Genomic DNA, 23,619 nt, shown 5'->3' on the forward strand with positions numbered 1-23,619 from the left:
GCCGGTGGTGGTGGTCCTGGCATCCGCCTGAATGGCGGACTCATCAACCACGTGCGCATGCCGGGTGAAGACCACGGCGGGGATGGCGACCTCGGCTTAGCACGCACTGGCCAAGCATTGGCGCTGTCGCCGACCACGGCGCCGCCCATGCAGAAGGATACTTCCCATGACTGAGCAGAATCACCGCTCCAACCGGGGCTTCGCCTCGATGGACCAGGCCAAGCAGCGCGCGATCGCTGCCAAAGGCGGACGTGCGGCGCATGCCTCCGGCAATGCGCATGAGTTCAGCCGCGATGAGGCACGTGCGGCAGGCCGCAAGGGCGGCGAGGCGATCAGCCGTGATCGGCAGCACATGGCCGCGATCGGGCGCGAGGGTGGGCACGCGCGCCACGCCAACGCGCGCCAGCAGCAACAGCAGCAGCAGCAGCAGCAGCAGCAGCAGATCGAGCATGGTGGAGAGGCTCCGCACCGCCAGCAGAAGTGATCATCACGCGGCCAGGCCGTTTCCCGTCGGCGGTGCCATCCTGCAGCCACAAGCTGGGCCAGGGTACCGGCCGATGCCATCGCCCAGCCGACGCCGACGGCCGTGCCACTGCGGTACCACGTAAGCATCCGCGGCGCGGCGTGCATTGCGCCCGGTTGCGCGATGAGCGCACGCGCGTGTCCTGCCAGCCCCTGTGATGTCGATTGCCACGCAGGGTCGGCCTGTCACGTGGTAGCAGGCGGCGTTGGAACCGTCCTGCTCAGGTGTGCACGAGGATGTTCAACAGCCGCCCGAATGGATCGCGGACAAAGAAGCGGCGCACGCCCCAGGGTTCATCGACCGGCCCATACTCCAGCGCGATGCCGGCCTTACGCATGCGCTCCAGCACCTGCTGCAGGTCGTCCACCTCGATCGACAGGTCCGGCACCGCAGTGCCGGAACCGCCTTCACTGGCAAAGCTGACCTGCGCCAGCGCACTGCCCTGCCCGCCATGGGTGACGATCCAGCCATGGTCCATCACCACGGGCATGCCAAGCAGCTCGCCATAGAAGGCAGCGGCCCGTTCCGGCTCAGCCGTGGCGATGTTGGCGACGACGCGTTTGACGGCCATGGCATGCTTCCGTTGGACAGGGCCCATCCAGACTGCCCGACCTTCCACGGAAACAGAAGAGCCCCGTCAGTGACGGGGCTCCCACACGGCTCAATCGGCGCGACTCACACGCCCATGCACAGATCGACCACGCAGGTGTTGTACGCCTGCTGGCATTCCCCAGCGTCGGCCCCACTGGCCAGGCACATCTGGTAGGCCCGCCAGCAGGGCGCGTCGCAAGGCTCGACAGGGCCCGCCACCGCCACCGAACCGGTACACGCCAGCGCGAACAGCGGCGCCACGATCACTTTCCTGACAGTACGCATCACCATCACTCCCTGATAAGCCTGGTGAGCCCAGGCCGGCTCACGGTAGCGGGGGAGCCGCGAGGCAACGTGAACACCGGCGTCACGCAACCTTAACGCGTTCATAAAAATTCCTTCACACTACTGGGGGTGATTGGCGCGCTGCGGGGTTAACGGCGTTGTTGTCCGTCAACCAAGGAATGTTGTCCGATGAATCACCCGCAGCACGGCTGTTCGTCCCACTCCCGCTTCCCGCTGCACAGCCGCCTGGCGTTGGCCGTCGCCAGTTCGCTGTTGCTGGCTGCAGCGCTTCCCGCCATGGCCAGCGAGTCACTCGACGCTTGGCAGCAGCAGCGCCAACTGCAGGCGGCATGGGCGCAGCCCACGTCGATGGCGAGCGCGTCGACCGGCGCCAACGCAGCGGCCGCAACACCCACGGCAGCAGCCAGCAGCACGTCGCTCCTCGGTAACGCAGGTGATCCGGCCAGTTGGCGCACGGAGGAATTCAACGCCGACTGGGGCCTGGCGGCGACCCACGCCGACGACGCCTATGCGCGTGGCCTGACGGGCACCGGCATCCGCCTTGGCGTGTTCGACAGTGGCACCGGCCTGGACCATCCGGAATTCGCTGGCAAGAACCATCGCAGCATCCACATCGCCGACGTGCTCGCCGATGGCACGCGCTGCACCAACACTGCACAGCTCACTGGCCCCGGCGCCTGCTTCTCAAGTGACGGCGACGACGTGCAGGTCAGCTACGTCGGGTTCAACGCAAACGTCCCGCAGAACATCCGCGATCTGATCCTGGCGGGGCCCTATGTACAGCCCGGTATCGGCTACGAAGTGCACGGCACCCATGTTGCCGGCACCATCGCTGCCAACCGTGATGGCAACGGCATGCATGGCGTGGCCTTCGGCGCCGATCTCAGTGTGGCCCGCCTGTTCTTCAACAGCGCCAGCGAATGGCAGCGTACGGCGACCGGGTATTCGGTAGTCTCGCTGGGCAGCGTCGGGCCGGATTCGTCCGCCGTGGTCGACATGTATGCGCAGATGAATGCCCAGGGCGTGCGCGCGGTCAACCACAGCTGGGGCCTGAGCAAGGAACCCGATGCGGTGCTGATGGACCGGATCTACAACGATCCCGATTATCGCGACTACCTTGCCACTTATGCAGACGGATCACGCGCCAGGGGAATGATCCAGGTCTGGGCGGCAGGCAATTCGCCGGCGCGCGGTGCTGCGGCTCCTGTATCGGCCAGCCCCATCGCCGGCATGTACGCCACCCTGCCGCGTGCCTTCGCCGACATCGAAAAATACTGGCTCAGCGTCGTCAACGTTGGACAGGATTTCACCCTCAGCCTGACCTCCAACAAGTGCGGGCTCAGCGCCAACTGGTGCCTGGCGGCCCCGGGTTCCAACATCAACTCCACGGTCTACGGCGATGACTCCGCCGTTGCGGCGTCGTTGGGCGTTGATGCCAACGGCAACCTGTCGCTCGACGTCACCCAGCGCGTGCCAACCTACAGCTACGGGCTGCTCAGCGGCACGTCGATGGCTGCACCGCACGTAACCGGTGCGCTGGGCCTGTTGTTCGAACGCTTCCCCTATCTGGACAGCGCGCAGGTCCGCGACGTGCTGCTGACCACCGCGCGTGATCTTGGCGCACCCGGCATCGACGAGATCTACGGCTGGGGACTGATGGACCTGCGCAAGGCCATCGAAGGCTACGGCTCGCTGCGCGTGGACACCAACGTGGTGATGAACCAGAAGGCCGGTGGCCTGAAGGTGTGGGAAGGCGATGCCTGGGATGACTGGACCAATGACATCGGCGGCCCCGGCAAGCTGACCAAGTCCGGCATCGGCTGGTTGCGCCTGAGCGGTGACAACAGCTTCAACGGCGCGGTACTGCAGGACGGTACGCTGGAACTGAACGGCGCCAACGCGCTTACCGCGGCGGTCGAAGTGCAGGGCGGCCAGTTCCTGCTCAACGGCAGCCTGTTCTCCACCGCACTGACCACTACCGGTGGCGTGAGTACGGTCAGCGCCAGCGCCGTGCTGAAGGACAGCAACCTGAGCGTCAACGGCGGCGTGGTGTCCTTCAACGGCACGCAGACCGGCGGCACCACCACGGTCGGTGCCAACGGCCTGCTGAAGGGTGTCGGTACGCTCGGCACCACCCAAGTCGACGGCATCATCGCGCCCGGCAATTCAATCGGCACGCTGACCATCAACGGTAACTACGTGCAGGGCGCAACCGGCGTCTATGCCGCCGAACTTGCTCCAGGCGGGCGCAGTGACCAGTTGCACGTGACCGGCACCGCCACCCTGGGCGGTACCCTGCTCGCGCTGCCGGAGCCGGGCACCTATTACCTCGGCGAGCAGTTCAATTTCATCCGCGCCGACGGCGGTCTCAACGGGCAGTTCGCGAAGACCGACTTCAGCGCGTTCTCGCCGTTCCTGCAGTTCAGCCTGGCGTACGGTGCCAACGGAGCACGCATCGACGTGGCCCGTGGTGCATCGCTGGCCAGTGCGGCCACTACGCCCAACCAGCATGCGGTTGCGGCGGCGGCCGATGGCCTGGCGATCAACCAGGGCCTGCCCAAGCCGCTGACACAGCTGTTCCCGCAGCAGGTCGGTGCCGTACTCGATGGCCTCAGCGGCGAGCTGCACGCAGCCACCTCGCTGGCGCTGGTGGAAGGCAGCCGTCATGTCCGTGACGCTGCGTTGTCACGCCGTGCCGGCGCAACCGCACCGGGATCCGATACGGGTGACGCCACCGGTGCCTGGGTGCAGGCACTGGGCGGCAACAGCAGGCTGGATGGCAACAGCAACACCGCGCGCACCGATGCCAACAGCAATGGCCTGCTGGTGGGCATCGACCGCGAGTTCGGTGGCTGGCAGGTCGGCGTGCTGGCCGGTACCGGCCGCACCGACGTGAAGCAGCTGGAGCGCCGTGCCAAGTCGAAGATCGACAACACGCACGTCGGCGCCTATGCCAGCCACGCCTGGGGCGGCTTCGGCCTGCGCGGTGGCGTGGCATGGAGCAAGCACAAGGTGAAGAGCACGCGCGATGTCGGCTTCGCCGGCTTCAGTGACAGCCTGAGCGCGCGCTACAACGCGCATGCGCGCCAAGCGTTCATCGAAGCGGGCTATCGCTTCGGCAACGCGGAAGGCGGGTTGGAGCCCTACCTGCAGGTGGCTCGCGTGGAAGTGGACCTCAAGCAGATCAACGAGCGCGGTGGCGCGGCGGCGCTGCACGGCAAGGTGGACGACACCGGCACCACCACCGCTACCGCAGGGCTGCGCTTCGACAAGGGCCTGAAGGCATCATTCCAGCAGGACAGCTGGCTGCATCTGCGCGGTGGTCTGGGCTATCGCCGCGCCTTCGGAGACCGCAGCCAGGTGGCCAACCTGGCCTTTGCCAACAGCAGCACGCCCTTTGCAGTCGAAGGCGCACCGATTGCCGAGAACGCTGTCGTGGCCGAGCTGGGCCTGTCGGCGTGGCTGACGCCGCGGCAGCAGCTGGAGCTGGGCTACAGCGGCCAGTTCGGCAGTGAAAGCCGCGACCATGGGGCCAGTGCTCGCTGGTCCATCCGCTTCTAAACACGTGTTCTCTTGACGGGTTGGGGCGGCCTTGCGGCCGCCCCTTTTTTGCTCACCCCCAGCGCTATGCGCGACGGCGCAGGGCGGCGGCACCTGCCAGACTGGCAAGTGGCAGCAGCAACCCATAGGCCACCAGCGGCCACACGGTATCGCCGGGTAGCACAAGGATCACCAGCGTGCCGATGCCTGCCACGATAAGGCTCTGCACTGCGTAGTACAGGGCCACCGCCGCACCCGACGCATCGGCGAAATCACGCAGCGCACCGTTGGCAGCCACTGAAACCACCATCACCAGCCCCACCGCGATGCCCCACATGGGCAGCACCACGCCGATCAACGAGGGACGCCACGCGGCGGCCGACGCCATCAGCAGCGCCCCGGCCACCATCACCCACAGGCCGCGCAGGAAGGTACCGCGCACGTTCCAGCGCCCAATGCACGCGTTCGCCATCCGCGCCGTGACGATCATCACCAGTGCCACCGTCGCGAAGGCCAGGCTGAACGACAGCGGCGAGTACTGCATGCGCCCGACCAGCAACCGGGGCGCGACTGAGAAGAACACGAAGAATGTGCCCATGCCCGCGCTGAAGCCCAACGTGTAGACCCAGAACGCGCCGCTGCCGAGGATGCGTCGTGCCGCCGGTCGCGCCCCGTCATGGCACTGCGGGCGGGTTTCGTGCCAATGCCGCACCGCGCGCAGGCCGGCGATCATGCCCAGTACGCCGAGCAGAACGAAGATCGCGCGCCAGCCGACGGCACCAGCCAGCAGTGCGCCCAGAACAGGCCCCAGCGCCGGCACGAAGGCCAGCATCGAAGCGAACAACCCATACAGCGAGGCGCCTTCGGGTGTATCGGCATAGACGTCACGGACCGTGGCGAAGGTCGCCACCAATGCCGCCGACGCTCCCACCGCCTGTACGGTTCGCCAGGCCAGAAAAGCGGCGCCGCTGCCGGACAAGGCCAGCGCAAACGACGAAAGCGCGAACAGCAACGCCCCCAGCAACAGGACCGGGCGTCGCCCGATGCGGTCGGACAATGGGCCAAACAGCAACTGGCCCAGCCCGAGCGCCAGCAGGTAACTGCTCAACGTGAGCTGCACCAGCGTCGGGGATGTCTGCAGTGCCTGCGGCATCACCGGCACCACAGGAAGATAGATGTCCATGGCCAGCGAGGCCAGGAGGTCGAACGGCGCCATCAGCACAATGGCCGACGGCAACGGGTGGGCCCAACGCGGGGCCTTTCGATTGAACATGGGGAGTCTCCGCCCGGAGTGATCCGGCGGCGATCCATCCACTTCGCGTGCATCGCAGGGATGATCACCGCAACAACGTCTGCATCGTTGTTGCGGCTCAGCGAACTGTCTGCGGACCGTTCCCGTTGCTCATGGTGTTGATCGTTGGCGGTGCGGAACCGGTGCAAGTGTAGCAGCGACCGGTTCAGGGTGGCCGGGGCAGCGGTGCCGCCCCGGCCGCGGCGACCCTGGGGAGTGGGCCGCCGCTGATCGTCAGGCCGCCTTCATCGCATGCTTGCGCGCGCGCATCACGTTGTGGCACTCCTGCACTTCGGGCAACAACTTAGTGACTTCCTGGCGCACCGCCGGCGGCAGTTCATTGTCCTTCAGCACATCCTTGAACGCGCCCAGCAGGCGATCCTCGGACTCTTCCAGCTCGGCCACGTAGCCATAGTTGGTATCTCCGAACGCGGCGCGGACCTTGCCGTAGAACTGCTGCATCGAACCCACCACGGTGCCATGCTCGGCCGGCTTGCCGCCGCTGGCAGCCACCGAACCGCTCAGCGCCGCGACGATGCGGCCCTTGACGCCGGCGATACGGGTGAACAAGGCCGACAGCTCGGCATCCTTCACCTTGGTTGCGGCCTCTTCGTAGAACGACTTGCCGTCGCGGGCGATCTCGATCAGGTCGTTGAGGCGGTGTTCGATGGTGGACTGGGTGCTCATGGCCTTGCTCCTGTATCTTCGTTTCAGGGGGAGAAAAGCAGCCTCGACTGCGCTGCCTGCGGATCCACTGTGGACATGCTCGTGTGGTTCGCGGGTGAGCAGCGATTGATATGCACATCACTTCACCCAACCCGCACTGACTGCTTCACGCCACAGTGGCGCGTGGCTCACATCGAGCGGTGCTGGCCAGCCTCACCAGGGAACGAACAGGATGATCAGCACGATCACCACGACCGCGGCGAGCGCTCCCATCAGTACGTTTCTCTGGCGCCAACTGGGCTTCGGTTTTCCGGGGGTATTCATGCCTGCTACCTGTCTCTGCGGATGACCCCGGCAGACTGATGGATCGGCGGCGGTACGTGCGTGCAGGACGCGTGCAGGTGACGTGCAGGGCGCCGCCATCGATTTCGATTTCCGGGACGCCCGCTCGTCGGATCATCAAAGCCCTTCCCTCACCACGCGGACTGCTGCCATGACCGCCATCCTCACCGCCTTCGCCACCTCTCCCGACCGCGGCCAGGGCCTGGCCCGTGACATGCGCGTTCGCTGGGCGCTGGAAGAGCTGGACGTGCCCTATGACGTGCAGCTGCTCAGCTTTGCCGAGCTGAAGCAGCCCGCGCACCTGGCACGCAATCCGTTCGGGCAGATTCCCACCTGGCAGGAGGGCCACCAGGTCCTGTTTGAATCCGGCGCGATCGTCCTGCACCTGGCCGAACAACATTCCGGCCTGCTCCCGGTTGATCCGGATGCCCGCATGCGCGCGGTCATGTGGCTGTTTGCCGCACTGAACACGGTAGAGCCGCCGATTGTCGAGCGCTCCATGGCCTGGGTGCTGGAGCGCGAGCAGCCGTGGTACGCACAGCGGCTGCCGATGCTGGATGAGCGGGTTCGGGCGCGATTGGCGCAACTGTCAACATGGCTGGCCAACGCGCCGTGGCTGGACGGCGATTTCAGCGTGGGCGACCTGATGATGGTTTCGGTGCTGCTGCGTCTGAAGAGCAGCGGGCTGCTTGACGAGTATCCGCTGCTGGTGGCCTATGTGGCACGGGCAACGCAGCGTCCCGCCTATCAGCGCGCGTTTGCTGCGCAGCTGGCGGTATTCCAGAACGGGTAGTTCCGCGCCATGCGTGGAAATACTCAGCGCAAGCTGCGCCGGCAGGCGGCCTGCACCAGCATCAGCTGCGCCACCAGGATCAGCATCGCGCAGCCGGACAGCAGCCACGGATCGATGTACCACTGCGCGTTGAAACTGAAATCACCGGCGGAAATGCGCTTCCAGCCGTTGAAGTGCTGCATCGCTGCGACCACGAACGCGAAGCCACCGGCTGTGTACGACAACCAGGGCACGATGAGGCTCCCCGGGCGCGCGAACAGCGTGAGCAGGCCGAGCACGCCGATGACCGTGCGCTGCACGCGGCAGTACGGGCAGACATAGGCCATCCCGCTCCATTCCACCGCCCAGGCCAGCAGGCTGACCAGCACGGCCGCGCCTGCCGCGGCGTGCAGGACTTTCGGCGTGATCATCATGCCACTCTCGTGTGCCATCCCGTGCTCCTTGGTTGAAAGACCTAGGCAGGGTAGCAGTGCTGCAGCCTCATCCCTTCTTGATGACGGTCCGCTTGCCGATGGTGCTGGTCTTGCCAGCGGTCGGCCTGGCCAAGCCAGGAATCAGGAAATCGGTGACCTTGTGGCCCATCGACACCTTGGACGCCAACCAGCGCGGCATGCGCCCGCGACCGGTCCAGGTCAGGCGCTTGTATTCCGGGTCGCGATACTTGGGCGCGACTTTGCCGGATTTACGGCGGGCGGGTTTGCGGGCGGGCGCAGGTGTTTCCGAGGCTTGGCCGCCAAAGAGTTCTTCGAGGGTGTATCCGGCTTCGGCGGCGGCGGCCTTCAGCATCCGGCGCACCGCACTGGCCGGACGGCGGCTGGAAATCAGCTGTTTCCGCCGTTCAGCGGCAACCACCAGGGCACCCAGCTCGCGAAGGCTGAGCGATTCAATATCGATCGTCATGCGGGAAAGGTCTACTGCAGCGCGGCAGCTGTCAAGGCGCCCTGCCCGGCGCGTAGACACGGGCTTCACCGCCGGTGGGCTCCGATCGCCTGCGTCGGCCATCTCCGAGGACCTCGACGTGAGCACTTCATCGCATTCGCTCGCCTACCTGCTCGCACGCATCCTGCTGATGGCCCTGTTCCTGGTCTCCGGGCTGGGCAAGCTCGGTGATCTCAGTGGTACCCAGGGCTACATGGAGGCAATGGGAGTTCCCGGCATCCTGCTCTGGCCGACCATCGCTTTCGAAATCGGCAGCGGCCTGTGCATCCTGCTCGGCTTCCAGACCCGGCTGGTGGCGGTCGTACTGGCAGGTTTCAGCCTGGTCACCGCTTTCATCTTCCACCACAACTTCGCCGATCAGACCCAGCAGATCATGTTCCTGAAGAACCTGGGCCTGGCCGGTGGCTTCCTGCTGCTGGCCTGCACCGGAGCCGGGCGCTACAGCATTGATGGGCGTGGGCGGCGCGGATAAGCAGGCTGCATGCCGCCATCACCCCTGGCCCACGGGCGGGACGCGCTGCAGACGCAGGTTTCGCCATGTCGGCTGGGAGCTGCGGAAATCCACCGCTTCGCCATCGCTGGTGAACAACAAGCCTGGCTCCACTTCGGTGACCAGGCGGATGCCATCGATGTACAGCCAGCCCTGTCGCTGCTCCAGCACAACGGACATCGACGGTTTTCCCCACTGGTCGATGCGATAGCGCCCCAGCCAGGGTTGCCAATGGGGCGCCTGCGGCCCCGTGGGCCCATCGATGGGATCGTTCTGGTCCAGGCCGTCCTCGCCGTTGCTGCATTCCAGGTGCGCCGGCAGCATGTCCGTCGCCGCATGGTAGCGGTACGTCGCAACTTCTCCATCGGTGTCCACGGTGAACAGTTGGTCGCCGTCGATGGCCGCAAAACGGCCGCCCACAGCTTGCGCCCCACGATGCAGTTGCAGTTCATCGCTTCCGGCAACCACGATCTTCGCCTTGCCGCTGCGCCCGATCCAGCTTCCCGCCATCCGCTGCACCTGGTCCTGGATCAACCTGATCGGCGCCAGGGAAGACAGGGGCACACGCGGCTGACGAGGCCCGAAACGCGCCGACAACAGCTGATCGAGCAGACGCTCGCCAATGCCGTACCCCGCAGACGTCGCGCGATTGAACATCGCGGCAAATCCAGCGTTTGCCTGCCTGCAGTAGGTGAACACGCACCCGAACCCGAAGCCCCCGCCGCGGTGGTGCAGCAGCCTCACCGATGTACTGCCGTAGAGGCGTTCGCTGCGCATGACACCGAGCCCGTAGTCACCGCCCAGGCCGAAACCATGCATCTCGTCCCAAAGGTGAGGCTCGAGCAGTTGCTGCGCACCGGATCGACCGCCATCGAGCAGGAAGCCAAGATACTTCGCCATGTCGGCGGCACTGGTCCAGACGCCTCCCGACACCACCAGCGGCGTCACCGGCGGTACCTGCGCATGGCCTTCCTGGGTTCCCAGTGCCCGCCCCTTGCTTGCCAGGTAGATCGAGGCATCGGCCGTACTGTCGTGCATTCCCAGCGGCTCGAAGATCCGGCGCTGCAGCCAGGCCGGATAGCTGATGCCCGCAACCTGCTCAATGACATGACCGGCAAGGTCGAAGCCCAGGTTGGAGTAGCGATAGCGCGTACCCACTGGAAAGCGCAGCCATGTCTGCGAGATGCTGCGGACGTGCGCATCAAAGCCCGGCGACGCCGGTTCGTAGTTGTTGCCCAGTGGCGCCTCGTGCGTGAATCCCGCGCGATTGGCAAGCAGCAGGCGCAGGCTGATGCGCTCCTGTGGAGCATGCTCGAAGCGGCTGCGCACCGTGAACGACGGCAGATAGCGGGTAATGGGCACGTCCAGATCAAGGATGCCGTCCTGCACGGCCAACAGCACCGCCACCGCAGCGAAATTCTTCGAGGTGGACTGGATGCTGAACATCGTGCTGGCGTCTACGGCCGCGCTGCCCTGGCCTGATACGTGACCGAAGCCTTCAGCCCAGCGCACCTGCCCGCCTTCGACCAGGCAGACGGCAGCGGCACCGATGCCGCTGCCGTCCATGGCCGAGCGGATCACGCCGCGTTCCGCGTCGATCAGGCTCCCGGTGGTGACGGTTGGCTGCGCCACCGCAGCAACGCCGGTGGGCACGAGCGTGGCCGCCGGAACGGCAGCAGCGTTGGCCAGGAAGGCGCGACGACTGAGCGTACCAGGCATCAGATCACTCCACTTCGGGATGCCGCCATCTTCCCGCCAGCAGAAATGGCGGGGCATGTGTCATTCGGCACAGAGTGCGGTGATCGACACTGCTGCACCTTCGCCGGCTGCGCAGGCCTCAGCCCGGAGAGAGCGGCAAGCGGATTCCCTGCGCCGCAACAAAGGCGCGGCACTCGCTCCAATAGGCCTGTGGCGGTTCCCGGAGCTCTGGTCGTGACCAGTCGTCGGTGATGTGCAACGGCTCGCCCGGCACCGGGTCCGAAGCGCGTGACGGACCAGAACGTAAACAAGGACTGAATACGAACCAAGGCGGACCGGGGGAGGCTGCACCACTTTTCCGTTCTCTGCGGGCGATGCAGATGTGCACAAGACGATCGAGTCCATCTCTGGGGACTTGCATGCACTCCGTTTCAGTTGCGCGAGCAGCTCCAACGTTGTTGCGTCGCCTACCCGACCCAGTGTTAGTCGCAAGGAAACTGCACCACCCTCATGGAATACAGAAGTTCATCGCAGAAATTCGCTGCAGCACTCGTCGTTGCCGTACTCGCCACGGGAGCGGTGGCGGCCCTTCTCCTCCTTCGCCCCACGCCACAGTCCTCGCAAACGGCACCGAATGTTGAACAGGCGGGCGGGCAGCGCAAGGATCCTTCTGCGCCGACACCCTCGGCTGCGTCACCCGCGTTACGGCCTGCCAACAGCACGAGCATGCTGTTTCCTGGTGTTCCGCAGAATCGCGATGGAATGGAACCCAAGGACGATGATCCATTTGATGGGCGTAGCCGCGAGGAGCAACGCTGGCTGGATGAACACGGCTATCCGAATACCGCGCAGTGGGCTTCCTATTCCAGCGCGCCCGATGCGTTGCTGGAACAAGCCGCCCACGGCGGCGACAAGCTTGCGCGCACCATGCTGGACTCGCGAAAGCTGCCCGATCGAACCGCCTTGGACCGGATGATGTCGTCCGCAGTGGACGGCAACTACTTTGCACTGCAACTGCTTGCGACTCATTTCGCATCCACCGGTCGAGCGGGAAACATCAACGCATACGCGGTTTCGCGCGTCCTGGAGATGCGCGCAGACCCTTCCGCCGCGCTTGGCAGGGAAATCATGTTCTCTGCACCGCTCACTATCGAAGAGCGGATGCAGGGGGAGGCCGAAGCGCTTCGGCTGAATGCCACATTCAACCAGCTCTACCAGGAACGAACCGGCGTCCCGTTCGTTCCCGATTACCGCCCGTTCCCCGTTGACAACTCGCAAGGATGGCAATGAAACCTGCAAGTAAATTCGTCCTGGCCACCGCTGCTTTCACCGTTACCGGTGTTGCTCTGGCCTGCACCGTTCTTCCAATGCTCCCGTTCTCGATATCGGTCGACCTGAAGGATATCGCGGCGGCCAAGCAAGCCGGTGCCTCATCCGCAGATGCGCCCAACCGGGCATTCCTGAAGAAGCTGGATGAGACCGCTGAAAGGACGTTCGGTGCGGATGCATGGCGCAACACGTCCTTCGTCGGCAACGTCATGTACAAAACAAAAATCATGATGATGACCGGCTCAAGCATGATCACCGTCAGCAAGCCGTGCGGGAAGTCGGCAGAAGAGTCAGGCGGCACCGAGGACAGCTTCGCCTCGACGCCCCCGTCTGGCGGTGGTGGTGGTGGCAGCACTGGCGGTGGTGGCGGGATCGGCGGCTGGTTCCCCGGTGGTGGCGGGTGCTTCGGCAACTGTCAGCCGCCGCCGCCCGGTCGCGTTGGTCCTATCGAGAATCTGCCACGATCCTGAGGGCACCACAATGAAAGGGCATCGCCGCAAGGTGCTGCCCTTGGCGCCCCTGACGCACCAGCCAGACGCCATCGGGGCGTCGTCTCTGGACTTCGCTGGACGTCAATGTGGTGGGCCCACCAGGATTCGAACCTGGAACCAAGGGATTATGAGTCCCCTGCTCTAACCGTTGAGCTATAGGCCCGGCGCAGCGCCACAGTGTAGTGGAGCCTGCGCTCAACCGGCTAACCGCCGGCGCCAAGACACACTGGAAAACCCTCAGCCATCGCTGCGCAACGCCGCGCGCCCAGGCTTGCGCAACAGCTGGCTCACCCAAACCGCGCGCCCATCTCCCGCACCCGCTCGGCGTTCGCCCCCGCCAATGACCGCATTGCTGGCGACTGGATCCGCCCGTCAACAGCCACGCACTGCCAGAATGCTTCAGCCACCGGTGCCGCCCAGCGCAGATGCTGCAGATCACCACTGCCCAGCGGTGCGACCGGCGACAGCGGCTCGTCCGCGCGCAACACGCCCAGCTTTGACGGCGCCAGCGACATCGGCAGCATGTCGTAGACCGGCGCCAACGGCAGCGGGCCGCGATCAACGAAGTGGAAGGCGATGTTGCCGTGGTGCATGTCGCTGTTGCCGATCAGCCGCCCGAACGCGTGGCGTCGGCCCATCGCCTGCACGGTGTCGGCCGTCAGCCAGCCTTGATCACGCAGTTCGGCGCCTGCAACCGGCCACGCTGGGGTGACCTCGCCGGTGAACGCGGACGATAGCGACAGCAGCGAGACCAGGCCTCGCCGCCCCAGCAGATCGGGCGTGCGGTCGAAGCGCTCGATTTCCAGGAAGGTGTGCGTGGGCGACTGCAGCAGTTCACTGGACGCCGCGGCTTGTCCGGACTGGCGCAGGGCCTCAAGCGCCAGATGTTCGCAGACCAGCAGATCGCTCCAGCGCTGGGCGGCGGCGCCTTCATCGGGCTGCGCGAACTTGACCAGCACCGAGCGGCGCCTGCCGTGGACCTCCACGGTGGCGGTGAACTTGGGTTGCTCGCCACCCGGCGAGGAGCCCACATCCTCTCCGTCCAGCGCAGCACGCGCACGCTCGCGATACTGTGCAAGACGATCGTCGGCCGCAACCCGATCGATCGGCGCCTGCAACGTCTCCATCGCCGCCTCCACAGCAGCGATACCGAGCAGCAGATCGCCCGCTTCAGTCCCGCCAGCGGTTACCAGGGCCATCAACACATCGTCCGGTTGCCAGCCCTTGAGGTCCTTCGGCAGGCCGAGCGCCTGCCCACGGCCATGGGCGAAGCTGCGACCAAGAAATCCCTGCGGTCGCAGGTCATCCAGGTACCACGGTAAGTCAGGAAAGAAGGCAGCAACGTCACCTTCGGGCGCGCGTCGCAGGTTCGGGCAGTCAGGCCCGGCGTCGACATGGAAGCCGCCTCCTACCAGCGCAATTACCCGCCCCAGCTCCTCCAGCGTCGCATCTTCGCGCAGCCGGTACAGCGGCCATTCGCTGCCTGCCCGGGTGGGCCGCCGCAGCGCATAGGCGGTTGCCCGCGTTCTGCCCATGCGCACCACCTGCGGGCCACTGGCGGCCACCAGCCGACTGAGCGCCATCCGGTCCACCCCCAGACGCTCGGCCAGCGCCGCGGCTGGTAGCGGCTGGCCGGGGGCCAGCTGAGCGATCAGATCCAATACCTGTGGGCGTTGAGCGCGTGGCATGTGCATTACGTAATACGAAACTTGTTACGTAATTAGCATCAAAAAAACGGGACTGCAAGCACGATCTTGCATCTATGAGCCTGAAAATAATGGACATATCCACGAAGCGCCAGCTTCGATGCGGATCTTTGTTACATTATTTGTTACGTAATTATATGGCCCTGCCGAGCACTGGCGGAGCGTTACAGGGATGTGGTGGCAAAGAAAAACCCCGCCGAAGCGGGGTTTCTCTCAACACATCAGCCATCGCCGGATATCAATCGATATCCAGGAAGCTGCGCAGCTGCTCCGAGCGGCTCGGGTGACGCAGCTTGCGCAGGGCCTTCGCTTCGATCTGGCGGATGCGCTCGCGGGTCACGTCGAACTGCTTGCCGACCTCTTCCAGCGTGTGGTCGGTGTTCATGTCGATGCCGAAGCGCATGCGCAGCACCTTGGCTTCCCTCGGGGTGAGGCCGGCCAGCACGTCGCGCACGGTTTCAGACAAGTTGATGTTGGTGGTGTTCTCGATCGGGGACTCCACGTTGGTGTCCTCGATGAAGTCGCCCAGATGGGAATCCTCGTCGTCACCGATCGGGGTTTCCATCGAGATCGGCTCCTTGGCGATCTTCATCACCTTGCGGATCTTGTCTTCCGGCATGTCCATTTCCTTGGCCAGCTCCTCCGGCGTGGCCTCGCGGCCGTACTGCTGGAGCATCTGGCGGGAAATGCGGTTCAACTTGTTGATCGTCTCGATCATGTGCACCGGGATACGGATGGTGCGCGCCTGGTCGGCGATCGAGCGGGTGATCGCCTGGCGGATCCACCAGGTGGCGTAGGTCGAGAACTTGTAGCCGCGGCGGTATTCGAACTTGTCCACCGCCTTCATCAGGCCGATGTTGCCTTCCTGGATCAGGTCCAGGAACTGCAGGCCGCGGTTGGTGTACTTCTTGGCAATCGAGATCACCAGGCGCAGGTTGGCCTCGACCATTTCCTTCTTGGCCTTGCGCGCCTTGGCTTCACCGTAGGCCATGGCACGGCTGATTTCCTTCAGCTCTTCCAGGTCCAGCTGGGTCAGCTTCTCGATGTCGATCGTCGCCTGCTGTTCGGCAATGATCTGGTCCTTCACTTCGCGCAGGGCCGACGACCACTTCTGCTTGCGCTTCAGTGCGTCTTCCACCCATTCCAGGTTGGTCTGGTTGCCTTCCCAGGAACGGATGAAGTCCTTGCGCGGCATGCGCGCGGTGACGGTGGCCAGGTTCAGCACACGGCGCTCATGCGACTTGATGTCGGCCATGGTGTCGCGCAGCTGCTTGGTCAGCACGTCGGTCAGCGGCAGCGGCAGCTTCAGGGTGACGAACACCGCCGACATCTCTTCGCGCAGGCGCGGCAGGTTCTTCTTGTCGCCCTTGGTCGCGGCCTTCTTGAACGCATTGAAGGCATCGCTCAGCGCCTGCATGCGCGCGGCGACTTCCTCCGGGTCCGGACCGGTCGGTGCGGCTTCTTCCTCGCCACCCTCGACATCATCGTCCTCGTCCTCGTCGCCTTCGGCGTCGGCATCGCTGCTGTCATCGGCAGCGACCGCCGGCGGCGCCGGCTCTTCGTCGACCAGATCATTGAACCCGACGATCACTTCGGCCAGGCGCTTCTTGCCTTCCTTGTGGGCTTCGTAGTCGTTCAGCAGCGACTCGACCGACACCGGGAACTGGCCGAGCGCGGCCTGGACCTGGGAGAGGCCTTCCTCGATGCGCTTGGCGATGGCGATTTCGCCTTCGCGGGTCAGCAGCTCGACGGTGCCCATTTCGCGCATGTACATGCGCACCGGGTCGGTGGTACGGCCACCTTCGGTGTCGAGCGCGCTCAGCGCGGCGGCAGCTTCTTCGGCCGCGGTGTCATCGACTTCGCGGTTGCCGGTGTTGCCGTCGTTGAGAAGCAGGGTTTCCACATCCGGCGCAACTTCATGGACATCGATGCCCATGCCGTTGATCATGCCGATGATGTCTTCGATCTGTTCCGGGTCGACCATGTCGTCCGGCAGATGGTCATTGACTTCGGCGTAGGTCAGGTAGCCCTGTTCCAGGCCCTTGCTGATCAGTTGCTTGATTTCGGATTGGGCAGGACGTTCGTTGGCCATGTAGTGCTCGCGCCACCGGCTGGGTAGGAAATAGGGAACGTAGCATTATACCAGCCCGGGGCCCCGCCTGCCGGGCGGTGGTCCCGCAGGCTCAGGGCCGGAGAAGGAAGGTCACAGGACCGTCATTGACCAGGCTGACGACCATATGGGCACCAAACCGGCCTGTTTCCACCCCTGGCGCGTGATTTTCACGGCAGATCTCGACAAATTGATTGAACCCGCGTTCAGCCTCCTCCGGCGCTGCGGCGCTGGTGAAGCTCGGCCGCATGCCCGAACGGGTGCCAGCGGCCAGGGTGAACTGGCTGACCAGCAACAGGCCGCCGCCGGTGTCACGCAGCGACCGGTTCATTTTCCCGGCCTCGTCGGCGAACACCCGGTAGCCCAGCAGGCGCTCGGCCATCCGTCGCAGCTGGGCCTCGGTATCGCCCGGCTCCATGCCCACCAGCGCCAGCAGGCCTGGTCCGATCTGGCCCACGGTTTCATCATCTACATGGACAGCAGCCTGGCTGACACGCTGGATCAGGACGAGCATCTGGGCTTCCAATGAACAGGGCCGGCCACGATAGCAGCGCCCTTGGCTAAACTGGCGCCAATGAATCCGCAACGCAAAGCCCGGCTGGTCCACCGCGCCACCACCCTGTTCGCCCGCCTGCCCTGGCCGCTGCTGCGGGCGTTCGCGCGCACCCTGGCGTGGGCCTGGATCCGTCTCAATGCCCGTGAGAGCCGTGTCACCCGGCGCAACCTCGAACTGGCCTACCCCGACCTGGACAGTGCCGCGCGGGACCGCCTGCACCGCGATCTGCTGCGCTCCACCGCGCTGCAGGCCATCGAGACCCTGCGGCTGTGGAGCCAGAGGCCGGCCGACAACCTGCGCCTGCATCTGAAGCAGCGCCGCGGCGAGGCCCTGTACGACGCAGCCCTGGCCAGCGGCAAGGGCGTGATCGTGGCCGCGCCGCACTTCGGCAACTGGGAGCTGCTGAACCAGTGGCTGGCCTCGCGCGGGCAGATCGCCATCGTCTACAAGCCGCCGGAGGACGAGGCCAGCGATGCCTTCCTGCAGCTGGTGCGCGGCGGCCAGAACGTGCAGCAGGTGCGCGCCGAGGGTCCGGCCGTGCGCCAGCTGTTCAAGGTGCTCAAGGACGGCGGTGCCACCGGCATCCTGCCCGACCAGCAGCCCAAGGCCGGCGACGGCGTGTTCGTGCCGTTCTTCGGCGTGCAGGCGCTGACCATGACCCTGGTCAACCGGCTGGCCGAGCGCACCGGCGCCACCGTGCTGTACGGCTGGTGCGAGCGCATCGGGCCGGACATGCAATTCGCCCTGCACATCGAACCGACCGACCCGGCCGTGGCCGACCCGGACCCGCAGGTGGCCGCCACCGCGCTCAACGCCGGCATCGAGCGCATCGCCCGCCGCGACCCGGCGCAGTACCAGTGGACCTACAAGCGCTATACGTTGCGGCCGCCGGGCAGCGGCGAGGAAGACCCGTACGCAACTGAGGAACACCCCCACTGACGGCCGCCTGCGACCACTGGCCGCACCACGTTGAATACGACGCCGTCGCCCCCATAGAGACTGCGATGTCCGCCTCCCCCGGTCCTGCCATGCCTGCTGCTTCTTCCCTGTTCGGCGATCCGGCCGCGATCCGCTGTGAGCGCGCGGTGGCCGAACTGCGCGCCGGTCGCCCGGTGCTGCTCCACGATGGCCACGGCCAGCGCCTGGCGGTGATCGCGCTGGACAGCGCCACGGCCAGCAGCTTCGCTGCCTTCGCCAATGCCGCCCGCGAGCGGCATTACCTGTTCCTGACCGCCACCCGCGCCCGCGTGCTCGGCGTGGAGGCCCCGCAAGGCGCACGCCTGCCGCTGGCCGGCGTTGCCTTCGATGCCCTCCCCTCGCTGGGCTACCTGCGCGAGCCGGGCCCGATGCCCGACGGCTGGACGGCGGGCGATGCCTTCGATGCCGGCGCGGTGGAGCTGGCCCGCCTGGGCCTGTTGCTGCCGGCGATGGTGGCGGTACGCCTGGACGTTGATGACCGCACCTTCGAGGGTGCCGCCGAGGTGGCCCTGTGCGACCTGGCCGAAGGCGCAGCACATGCGGCCCACGACTACGAACTGGTGGCGCGTTCGCCGGTGCCGCTGCGCGACGTCGGCATGACCACCTTCGCGGTGTTCCGCGGCGGCGTGGCCCAGCGCGACCAGGTCGCGATCATCGTCGGCGAACCGGACCTGTCGGCGGTGGTGCCGGTGCGCGTGCACTCCTCATGCCTGACCGGCGACCTGTTCGGTTCGCTCAAGTGCGACTGTGGTGACCAGCTGCGGCGCGGCCTGCGCAAGCTGAAGGAGCTGGGCGGCGGCGTGTTGCTGTACCTGGACCAGGAAGGCCGTGGCACCGGCATCGCAGCCAAGATGCGTGCCTACGGCTACCAGCACGACGGCCTGGACACCATCGACGCCGATGCGCAGCTCGGCTTCGGCGCCGACGAGCGCCGCTACGGCAGTGCGGTGGCCATGCTGCACGGCCTTGGCATTTCGCGCGTGGCGCTGCTCAGCAACAACCCGACCAAGGCACAGCGCCTGCGCAATGCCGGCATCGAGGTACTGGACTGCATTCCGGTCACCGGCGAGATCACCGCCGAGAACGAGCACTACCTGCGCACCAAGGCCGATCGCGCAGGACATCTGCTGGACGTGGATGCGCTGATCCAGGCTGCCCAGTAACGCAGCCGACCTGCTACCGTCTGCGCGATGCGGCTACCGCCGCCACCGCTCGCCCTGCCACCTGACGGAGCCCGCGTGACCGACATCTCCCTGACCGCTCCGCCCGCCGACGCGTGGCAGTCGCTGCCGCGCCGCGCCGCGCGGCTGGCGGCATTGGAAGGCGCTTTCGGCGGCCTGTTTGTGCCAGGCCTGCCGCTGGCGGCCGCATGGTGGTTCTTCGATCTACCCGGCGGCGCGTGGGTCGCCGCCCTCGGGCTGCTGGCAGGGGCTGCATGTGGCGCATGGCTCAGCCACCGCCGCCTGGTCCGCACCCGTTGGCGGCTGGACGCACAGGGCCTGGGCCTGCGGCGAGACCTGATGTGGCAGCTGGAAACCCGTATTCCCATTTCGCGCGTACAACACCTGGACCTGCGCAGGGGCCCGCTGGAACGCCGTGCAGGACTTGCCACGCTGATCGTGCATACCGCCGGCACCCGCATGAGCGCGGTGACCGTGAGCGGCCTGGATGAAACCGACGCCGAGCGTCTGCGCGACACCCTTTCGCACCAGCTCGACCAGGACGCTGACGCCCTGTGAGCCTGCCACCGCCTCTGCCTGCAGCACTGCGCGCCGGTGGCGAGGACCACCGCCTGCACCCGTGGTCATGGCTGTTCGTGCTGCTGATGCAGCTGCGCCACTACTTCCTGCCGCTGGTCGCACTGCTGGTATTCGGTCAGCGCGGCGACCACGATCCGATGTGGGCGCAGTTGATCCCACTGTCGGCGATCGCCGCGCTGGTCCTGGTCTCGGTGCTGCAGTACCTCAGCTACCGTTACCGCATCGGCAGCGATGCGATCACCGTGCGCAGCGGTCTGCTTGCGCGCAACCGGCGCGAGATTCCGTTCGCCCGCATCCACAACGTGGAAGTGCGGCAGAATCCGCTGCACCGGCTGTTCGGCGTGGCCGAGCTGCGCCTGGAGTCGGCCGGCGGCGTGCGCCCCGAAGCGGAAATGCGAGTGCTGAAGCTGGACCAGGCGCTGGCGCTGGAACGTCTCGTGCGCCAGCGCGGGCAGGCACCACAGGCCACCGACGCTGTCCCCGCGCCTGCGGTCACCGTGGCCGACTCCGAACACGTCCTGCTGCGCCTGTCCAGCTGGGACGTGATGCGCATGGGCCTGCTCTCCAATCGGGGCTGGGCACTGGCGGTTGCCGCCTTCGGCGTGCTGTTCCAGACCGTGCCGCGGCCGGTGATGGACGAAGCCATCCAACGTGGTGGCCGCGAGGCTTTCGGTTACGCCAGCCACCTGCACCCCGGCGTGGCAGGCGCTTTCCTGCTGCTGGCCGCCGCACTGCTGCTGGGCTGGCTGGCGCTGCGCGTGCTGTCGGTGGTGCTGACCCTGCTGCGCTATCACGGCTTCACCCTCAGCGAGCAGGATCGCCGCCTGACCGTCTCGGCCGGCCTGCTCAGCCGCACCCGCAGCAGTGTCGCGCGTCGCCGCATCCAGGCCTGGACGCTGCGCGAAACCACCCTGCATCGCTGGTTCGGCCTGCGCCAGCTGCGCATCGACAGCGCTGCCGGTGGCCCTGCGCGCGATGAGGACCGCGCCCTGCGCGAGCTGGCACCACTGGCCCAGGCGACGCGCTGCGAGCAGCTGGTGCAGCACCTGTTGCCTCAGCTGCAGTGGCCGCCGACGCAATGGCACTCCATTCCGCAGCGTGGCTGGTGGCGGCTGTGCCTGGGAACGCTGCTGCTGGTACCCCTGTTGGCCGCAGCCGCGTACTGGCGCTGGGGGCCATGGGGCCTGCTGGTGCTGGCGTGGCTGCCGGTGGCGCTGCTGGTCGCTCATCGGCAGATGGCACGCATGGCCTGGCACCTGGACGAGCACTACGTGGCAGTGCGTGGCGGTTGGTGGAAGCGCTGGTGGCGCTGGGCCGAACTGGACAAGGTGCAGGGCCTGCGCCTGCTGCGCTCGCCGCTGGACAAGCTGTTGGGCACCAGCAGCCTGCAGCTGGATACTGCCGGCGCGCATGGCGATGTGGCATTGACCCTGCACCATCTGCCGCAGGCACAGGCGCAGCAGGTGATGGATCAGCTGGCTGCGGCGCTGGCGCGGCGCAAGCTGCGCTGGTAGGTAGTGCCGGCCGCTGGCCGGCAGCCGCAGACATCCCCGAGCTTGCCGGCCAGCGGCCGGCACTACCGCGAGCGGGGGCGCGCATCCACGCACGGCATGGATCTACTCTAGAGCCGAGCCAATGCTCGGCTTACCGCTGCGACGGGCCCCAGTAGCCCAGGTCCCTGCGGATCTGCAGATCACGCATCCAGCTGCCGAACGGCTTGCGCCGCAGCGCACCCATTTCACCGGACAGGAAATCCTCGGTGGCCGCGATTACCCGCTCGCTGGACAGGCCGTCGCGGTACGGATGGATGGCATCGGCATAGCGCACGATCTCCGCCTGCAGCGCCGCGTCCGGGTGCAGCGCACGCGTCAGCATCGCCTGCAGCTGCGCAGGATCATTGAAGTCGATCATGTGTGGCTTGGGCACGCGGTTGCGGAAGGTCACCACCGGCTTGTGCTGCACGATGAACTCCGAAACGATCGACGAGGTATCCGACACCAGCACATCGGCGGCGCGCTGCGCGGCCATCACCTGCTCCGGCTCGATGAAGCGGGCATTGGCGCCGGCCAGCGCGCGGTAGCGTTCGAACAGGTCCTGCGGGCACTTCGGGTGCAGGGTGAGAAGCCAGTAATGGTCACCGGCGGCGATATCGGCGGCGATCTGCGGGTGCAGGTGCGGCGCTGCGCTCAGGCGCTCGGTGAAGGTCGAACCGAACAGGATCACCGGGCGTCCTCCAGCGGCGGCGCGCAGCGCGGCGCTCTCGCCACCATCGTCGCGGAACAGCGGATCCAGCTTCGGCCAGCCCGTCTCGGCCACCGCGAAGTGGCCCTGCAGGGCCGCGATCTCACGAAACGGCGCGGTGGTGGCCGGCCCCTGCGTGCAGTACAGGTCGAACATGCCGCGCACCCGGAAGTGGCCGCGCGCGCTGTCCCGCTTCTCCACGTTGAAGCCATGGAACAGCTGCACCTTGGCGCCCGAAAGGAACGTCGGCACCCAGTTGGCCGCGCTGAACACCGCCCGCGGACGCAGGGCCAGGGCCTGCTTCAGGCCCACGTTGGGCACCCCCGGCAGGCTGCTGCCGGCCGCGCCGTCCTCGAACCAGGCCGCCACCTCCTGCCCGGATGCGTGCAAGGCCTGCGCCAACGGGGCGAGAATAGGCAGCGCATAGCGCTCCGTCGCAAACAACAGGTACCCGGCCATCATGTCCTCCACGACCGCTCCCATCGAACGGCCTCGCATTTCGGCGTGCATTATCGCGTTCAACGAGGCCGGGCGCATCGGCGACTGCCTGGCCTCGCTGGCGTTCTGCGATGAGATCGTGGTGGTGGACTCGTACTCCACCGATGCCACCGTCGCCATCGCCGAAGCTGCCGGCGCCCGTGTTCTGCAGCGCCGGTTCGACGGTTTCCGCAGCCAGAAGGCATTCTGCGTCGAGCAGGCCCGCCACGACTGGGTACTGTGCCTGGATGCCGACGAACGGATCAGTCCGGAACTGCGCGCGGCCATCGAACAGGCCCGCGACAGTGGCTTCAGCGGCCATGCCGGCTACCGTTTCGCCCGCCTGTCGGAGTATTTCGGCAGGTTCCTGCGCCATGGCAACGCCTACCCGGACCGGGTGTTGCGCCTGTTCGACCGCCGCCAGGGCGGCTGGCGCGGCAAGCGCGAGATCCACGAGGCTGCCAGCGTCGACGGCAGCGTCGGTACCCTGCGCGGCGACCTGGTCCACTATCCCTACCGCTCCTTGCAGCAACAGCTGGCCAAGACCGAGAAATACGCGCGGATGATGGCCGAGCACGAGTTCGCACGCGGCAAGCGGGCCACGCTGGGCAAGCTGGTGCTGGCGCCGGCCTGGCGGTTCTGGCGCGGCTTCCTGTTCCGTGGCGGCTTCCGCGACGGCTGGCATGGACTGGTCTATGCCTACGTACGCGCCAACTACGTGCGGCAGAAAACCATCATGCTGTGGATGCTGGGCAACGGCCAGGCCGTGGCTGACCCGCCGAACCCCTGATC

22 protein-coding genes and 1 tRNA gene are annotated in these 23,619 nt (G+C 66.4%); 11 read left to right on the plus strand and 12 right to left on the minus strand.

Translation table 11 applies throughout. From position 1 onward, the window contains the following. The first annotated feature begins 166 nt into the window (after positions 1-166). Positions 167-484, plus strand: coding sequence for a KGG domain-containing protein (locus AC5P6A_RS12750; RefSeq protein ID WP_111101743.1), 318 nt, complete (start codon positions 167-169; stop codon positions 482-484). Positions 485-743: 259 nt separating this feature from the next. On the opposite strand, the gene AC5P6A_RS12755 is transcribed toward AC5P6A_RS12750, so the two are convergent. Together AC5P6A_RS12755 and AC5P6A_RS12760 are read right to left on the minus strand one after the other, a co-directional pair. Further along, a complete protein-coding gene (locus AC5P6A_RS12755; RefSeq protein ID WP_019660756.1) occupies positions 744-1,094 on the minus strand; it encodes a VOC family protein in 351 nt (116 codons plus the stop codon). Positions 1,095-1,198: 104 nt separating this feature from the next. Further along, positions 1,199-1,399, minus strand: coding sequence for a hypothetical protein (locus tag AC5P6A_RS12760; RefSeq protein ID WP_346715121.1), 201 nt, complete (start codon positions 1,397-1,399; stop codon positions 1,199-1,201). 189 nt (positions 1,400-1,588) lie between these two features. Between AC5P6A_RS12760 and AC5P6A_RS12765 the strand changes: the two genes are divergently transcribed. Further along, on the plus strand, positions 1,589-4,981 hold the full coding sequence (locus AC5P6A_RS12765; protein WP_346715122.1) for an autotransporter domain-containing protein: 3,393 nt from the start codon (positions 1,589-1,591) through the stop codon (positions 4,979-4,981). A gap of 64 nt (positions 4,982-5,045) precedes the next feature. Here the strand turns inward: AC5P6A_RS12765 and cml are convergent, their stop codons facing one another. Both cml and AC5P6A_RS12775 read right to left on the minus strand, forming a co-directional pair. Then, positions 5,046-6,233, minus strand: a complete 1,188-nt coding sequence (gene cml / locus AC5P6A_RS12770; RefSeq protein ID WP_346474525.1) for a CmlA/FloR family chloramphenicol efflux MFS transporter — start codon at positions 6,231-6,233, stop codon at positions 5,046-5,048. 252 nt (positions 6,234-6,485) lie between these two features. Next, on the minus strand, positions 6,486-6,938 hold the full coding sequence (locus tag AC5P6A_RS12775; protein ID WP_346715123.1) for a PA2169 family four-helix-bundle protein: 453 nt from the start codon (positions 6,936-6,938) through the stop codon (positions 6,486-6,488). Positions 6,939-7,410: 472 nt separating this feature from the next. On the opposite strand from AC5P6A_RS12775, the gene AC5P6A_RS12780 reads away from it, so the two are divergent. Further along, positions 7,411-8,052: a glutathione S-transferase family protein gene (locus AC5P6A_RS12780; RefSeq protein WP_058978725.1), complete on the plus strand. Its 642-nt coding sequence runs from the start codon at positions 7,411-7,413 to the stop codon at positions 8,050-8,052. A gap of 23 nt (positions 8,053-8,075) precedes the next feature. Here AC5P6A_RS12780 and AC5P6A_RS12785 read toward each other — a convergent pair whose 3' ends face one another. Continuing rightward, on the minus strand, positions 8,076-8,483 hold the full coding sequence (locus tag AC5P6A_RS12785; protein ID WP_019660761.1) for a hypothetical protein: 408 nt from the start codon (positions 8,481-8,483) through the stop codon (positions 8,076-8,078). Between the two features lie 49 nt (positions 8,484-8,532). Further along, positions 8,533-8,952, minus strand: a complete 420-nt coding sequence (locus AC5P6A_RS12790) for an H-NS family nucleoid-associated regulatory protein (RefSeq protein WP_164143984.1) — start codon at positions 8,950-8,952, stop codon at positions 8,533-8,535. A gap of 118 nt (positions 8,953-9,070) precedes the next feature. Between AC5P6A_RS12790 and AC5P6A_RS12795 the strand changes: the two genes are divergently transcribed. Further along, positions 9,071-9,463: a DoxX family protein gene (locus AC5P6A_RS12795; protein WP_019660763.1), complete on the plus strand. Its 393-nt coding sequence runs from the start codon at positions 9,071-9,073 to the stop codon at positions 9,461-9,463. 18 nt (positions 9,464-9,481) lie between these two features. Here AC5P6A_RS12795 and AC5P6A_RS12800 read toward each other — a convergent pair whose 3' ends face one another. After that, positions 9,482-11,113, minus strand: a complete 1,632-nt coding sequence (locus tag AC5P6A_RS12800; RefSeq protein ID WP_495222321.1) for a serine hydrolase domain-containing protein — start codon at positions 11,111-11,113, stop codon at positions 9,482-9,484. Between the two features lie 828 nt (positions 11,114-11,941). Between AC5P6A_RS12800 and AC5P6A_RS12805 the strand changes: the two genes are divergently transcribed. Beyond that, positions 11,942-12,469, plus strand: a complete 528-nt coding sequence (locus AC5P6A_RS12805; RefSeq protein ID WP_019660765.1) for a hypothetical protein — start codon at positions 11,942-11,944, stop codon at positions 12,467-12,469. Beyond that, positions 12,466-12,978, plus strand: a complete 513-nt coding sequence (locus AC5P6A_RS12810) for a hypothetical protein (protein WP_155030172.1) — start codon at positions 12,466-12,468, stop codon at positions 12,976-12,978. The genes AC5P6A_RS12805 and AC5P6A_RS12810 overlap by 4 nt, the downstream gene beginning before the upstream one ends. A 108-nt stretch (positions 12,979-13,086) precedes the next feature. Here the strand turns inward: AC5P6A_RS12810 and AC5P6A_RS12815 are convergent. The 4 genes from AC5P6A_RS12815 to dtd all read right to left on the minus strand — a co-directional run bounded on the left by AC5P6A_RS12815 (position 13,087) and on the right by dtd (position 17,329). Then, a tRNA-Ile gene (locus tag AC5P6A_RS12815) sits at positions 13,087-13,162 on the minus strand. A gap of 124 nt (positions 13,163-13,286) precedes the next feature. Next, entirely contained in the window at positions 13,287-14,660 is a 1,374-nt protein-coding gene (yjjJ, locus tag AC5P6A_RS12820) for a type II toxin-antitoxin system HipA family toxin YjjJ (RefSeq protein ID WP_229301575.1), read from the minus strand. A 283-nt stretch (positions 14,661-14,943) separates the two neighbouring features. Continuing rightward, the gene (gene rpoD, locus AC5P6A_RS12825) at positions 14,944-16,797 is read right to left on the minus strand and encodes an RNA polymerase sigma factor RpoD (protein WP_019660768.1); all 1,854 of its coding nucleotides are present in this window, start codon (positions 16,795-16,797) and stop codon (positions 14,944-14,946) included. Positions 16,798-16,888: 91 nt separating this feature from the next. Continuing rightward, the gene (gene dtd / locus AC5P6A_RS12830) at positions 16,889-17,329 is read right to left on the minus strand and encodes a D-aminoacyl-tRNA deacylase (RefSeq protein WP_346715126.1); all 441 of its coding nucleotides are present in this window, start codon (positions 17,327-17,329) and stop codon (positions 16,889-16,891) included. A gap of 60 nt (positions 17,330-17,389) precedes the next feature. Here dtd and AC5P6A_RS12835 point away from each other — a divergent pair, with 60 nt between their 5' ends. From AC5P6A_RS12835 to AC5P6A_RS12850, 4 genes are all read left to right on the plus strand, one after another. Next, positions 17,390-18,310 carry a lauroyl acyltransferase gene (locus AC5P6A_RS12835; RefSeq protein WP_134735056.1) on the plus strand — a complete coding sequence of 307 codons (921 nt, stop codon included), beginning with the start codon at positions 17,390-17,392 and terminating at the stop codon, positions 18,308-18,310. A 65-nt stretch (positions 18,311-18,375) separates the two neighbouring features. Next, positions 18,376-19,512, plus strand: a complete 1,137-nt coding sequence (gene ribA, locus AC5P6A_RS12840) for a GTP cyclohydrolase II RibA (protein ID WP_019660771.1) — start codon at positions 18,376-18,378, stop codon at positions 19,510-19,512. Between the two features lie 75 nt (positions 19,513-19,587). Beyond that, a complete protein-coding gene (locus AC5P6A_RS12845; protein WP_021203244.1) occupies positions 19,588-20,088 on the plus strand; it encodes a PH domain-containing protein in 501 nt (166 codons plus the stop codon). Further along, entirely contained in the window at positions 20,085-21,623 is a 1,539-nt protein-coding gene (locus AC5P6A_RS12850; RefSeq protein ID WP_134735058.1) for a PH domain-containing protein, read from the plus strand. The genes AC5P6A_RS12845 and AC5P6A_RS12850 overlap by 4 nt, the downstream gene beginning before the upstream one ends. A gap of 130 nt (positions 21,624-21,753) precedes the next feature. On the opposite strand, the gene AC5P6A_RS12855 is transcribed toward AC5P6A_RS12850, so the two are convergent. Further along, positions 21,754-22,812: a CDP-glycerol glycerophosphotransferase family protein gene (locus tag AC5P6A_RS12855; protein ID WP_164143980.1), complete on the minus strand. Its 1,059-nt coding sequence runs from the start codon at positions 22,810-22,812 to the stop codon at positions 21,754-21,756. Between AC5P6A_RS12855 and AC5P6A_RS12860 the strand changes: the two genes are divergently transcribed. Beyond that, positions 22,811-23,617, plus strand: a complete 807-nt coding sequence (locus AC5P6A_RS12860; protein ID WP_021203241.1) for a glycosyltransferase family 2 protein — start codon at positions 22,811-22,813, stop codon at positions 23,615-23,617. The two genes, AC5P6A_RS12855 and AC5P6A_RS12860, sit on opposite strands and share 2 nt — an antisense overlap. Positions 23,618-23,619 lie beyond the last annotated feature (2 nt).

The sequence above is a fragment of the Stenotrophomonas sp. YJH_SMC_20 genome (assembly GCF_059367845.1).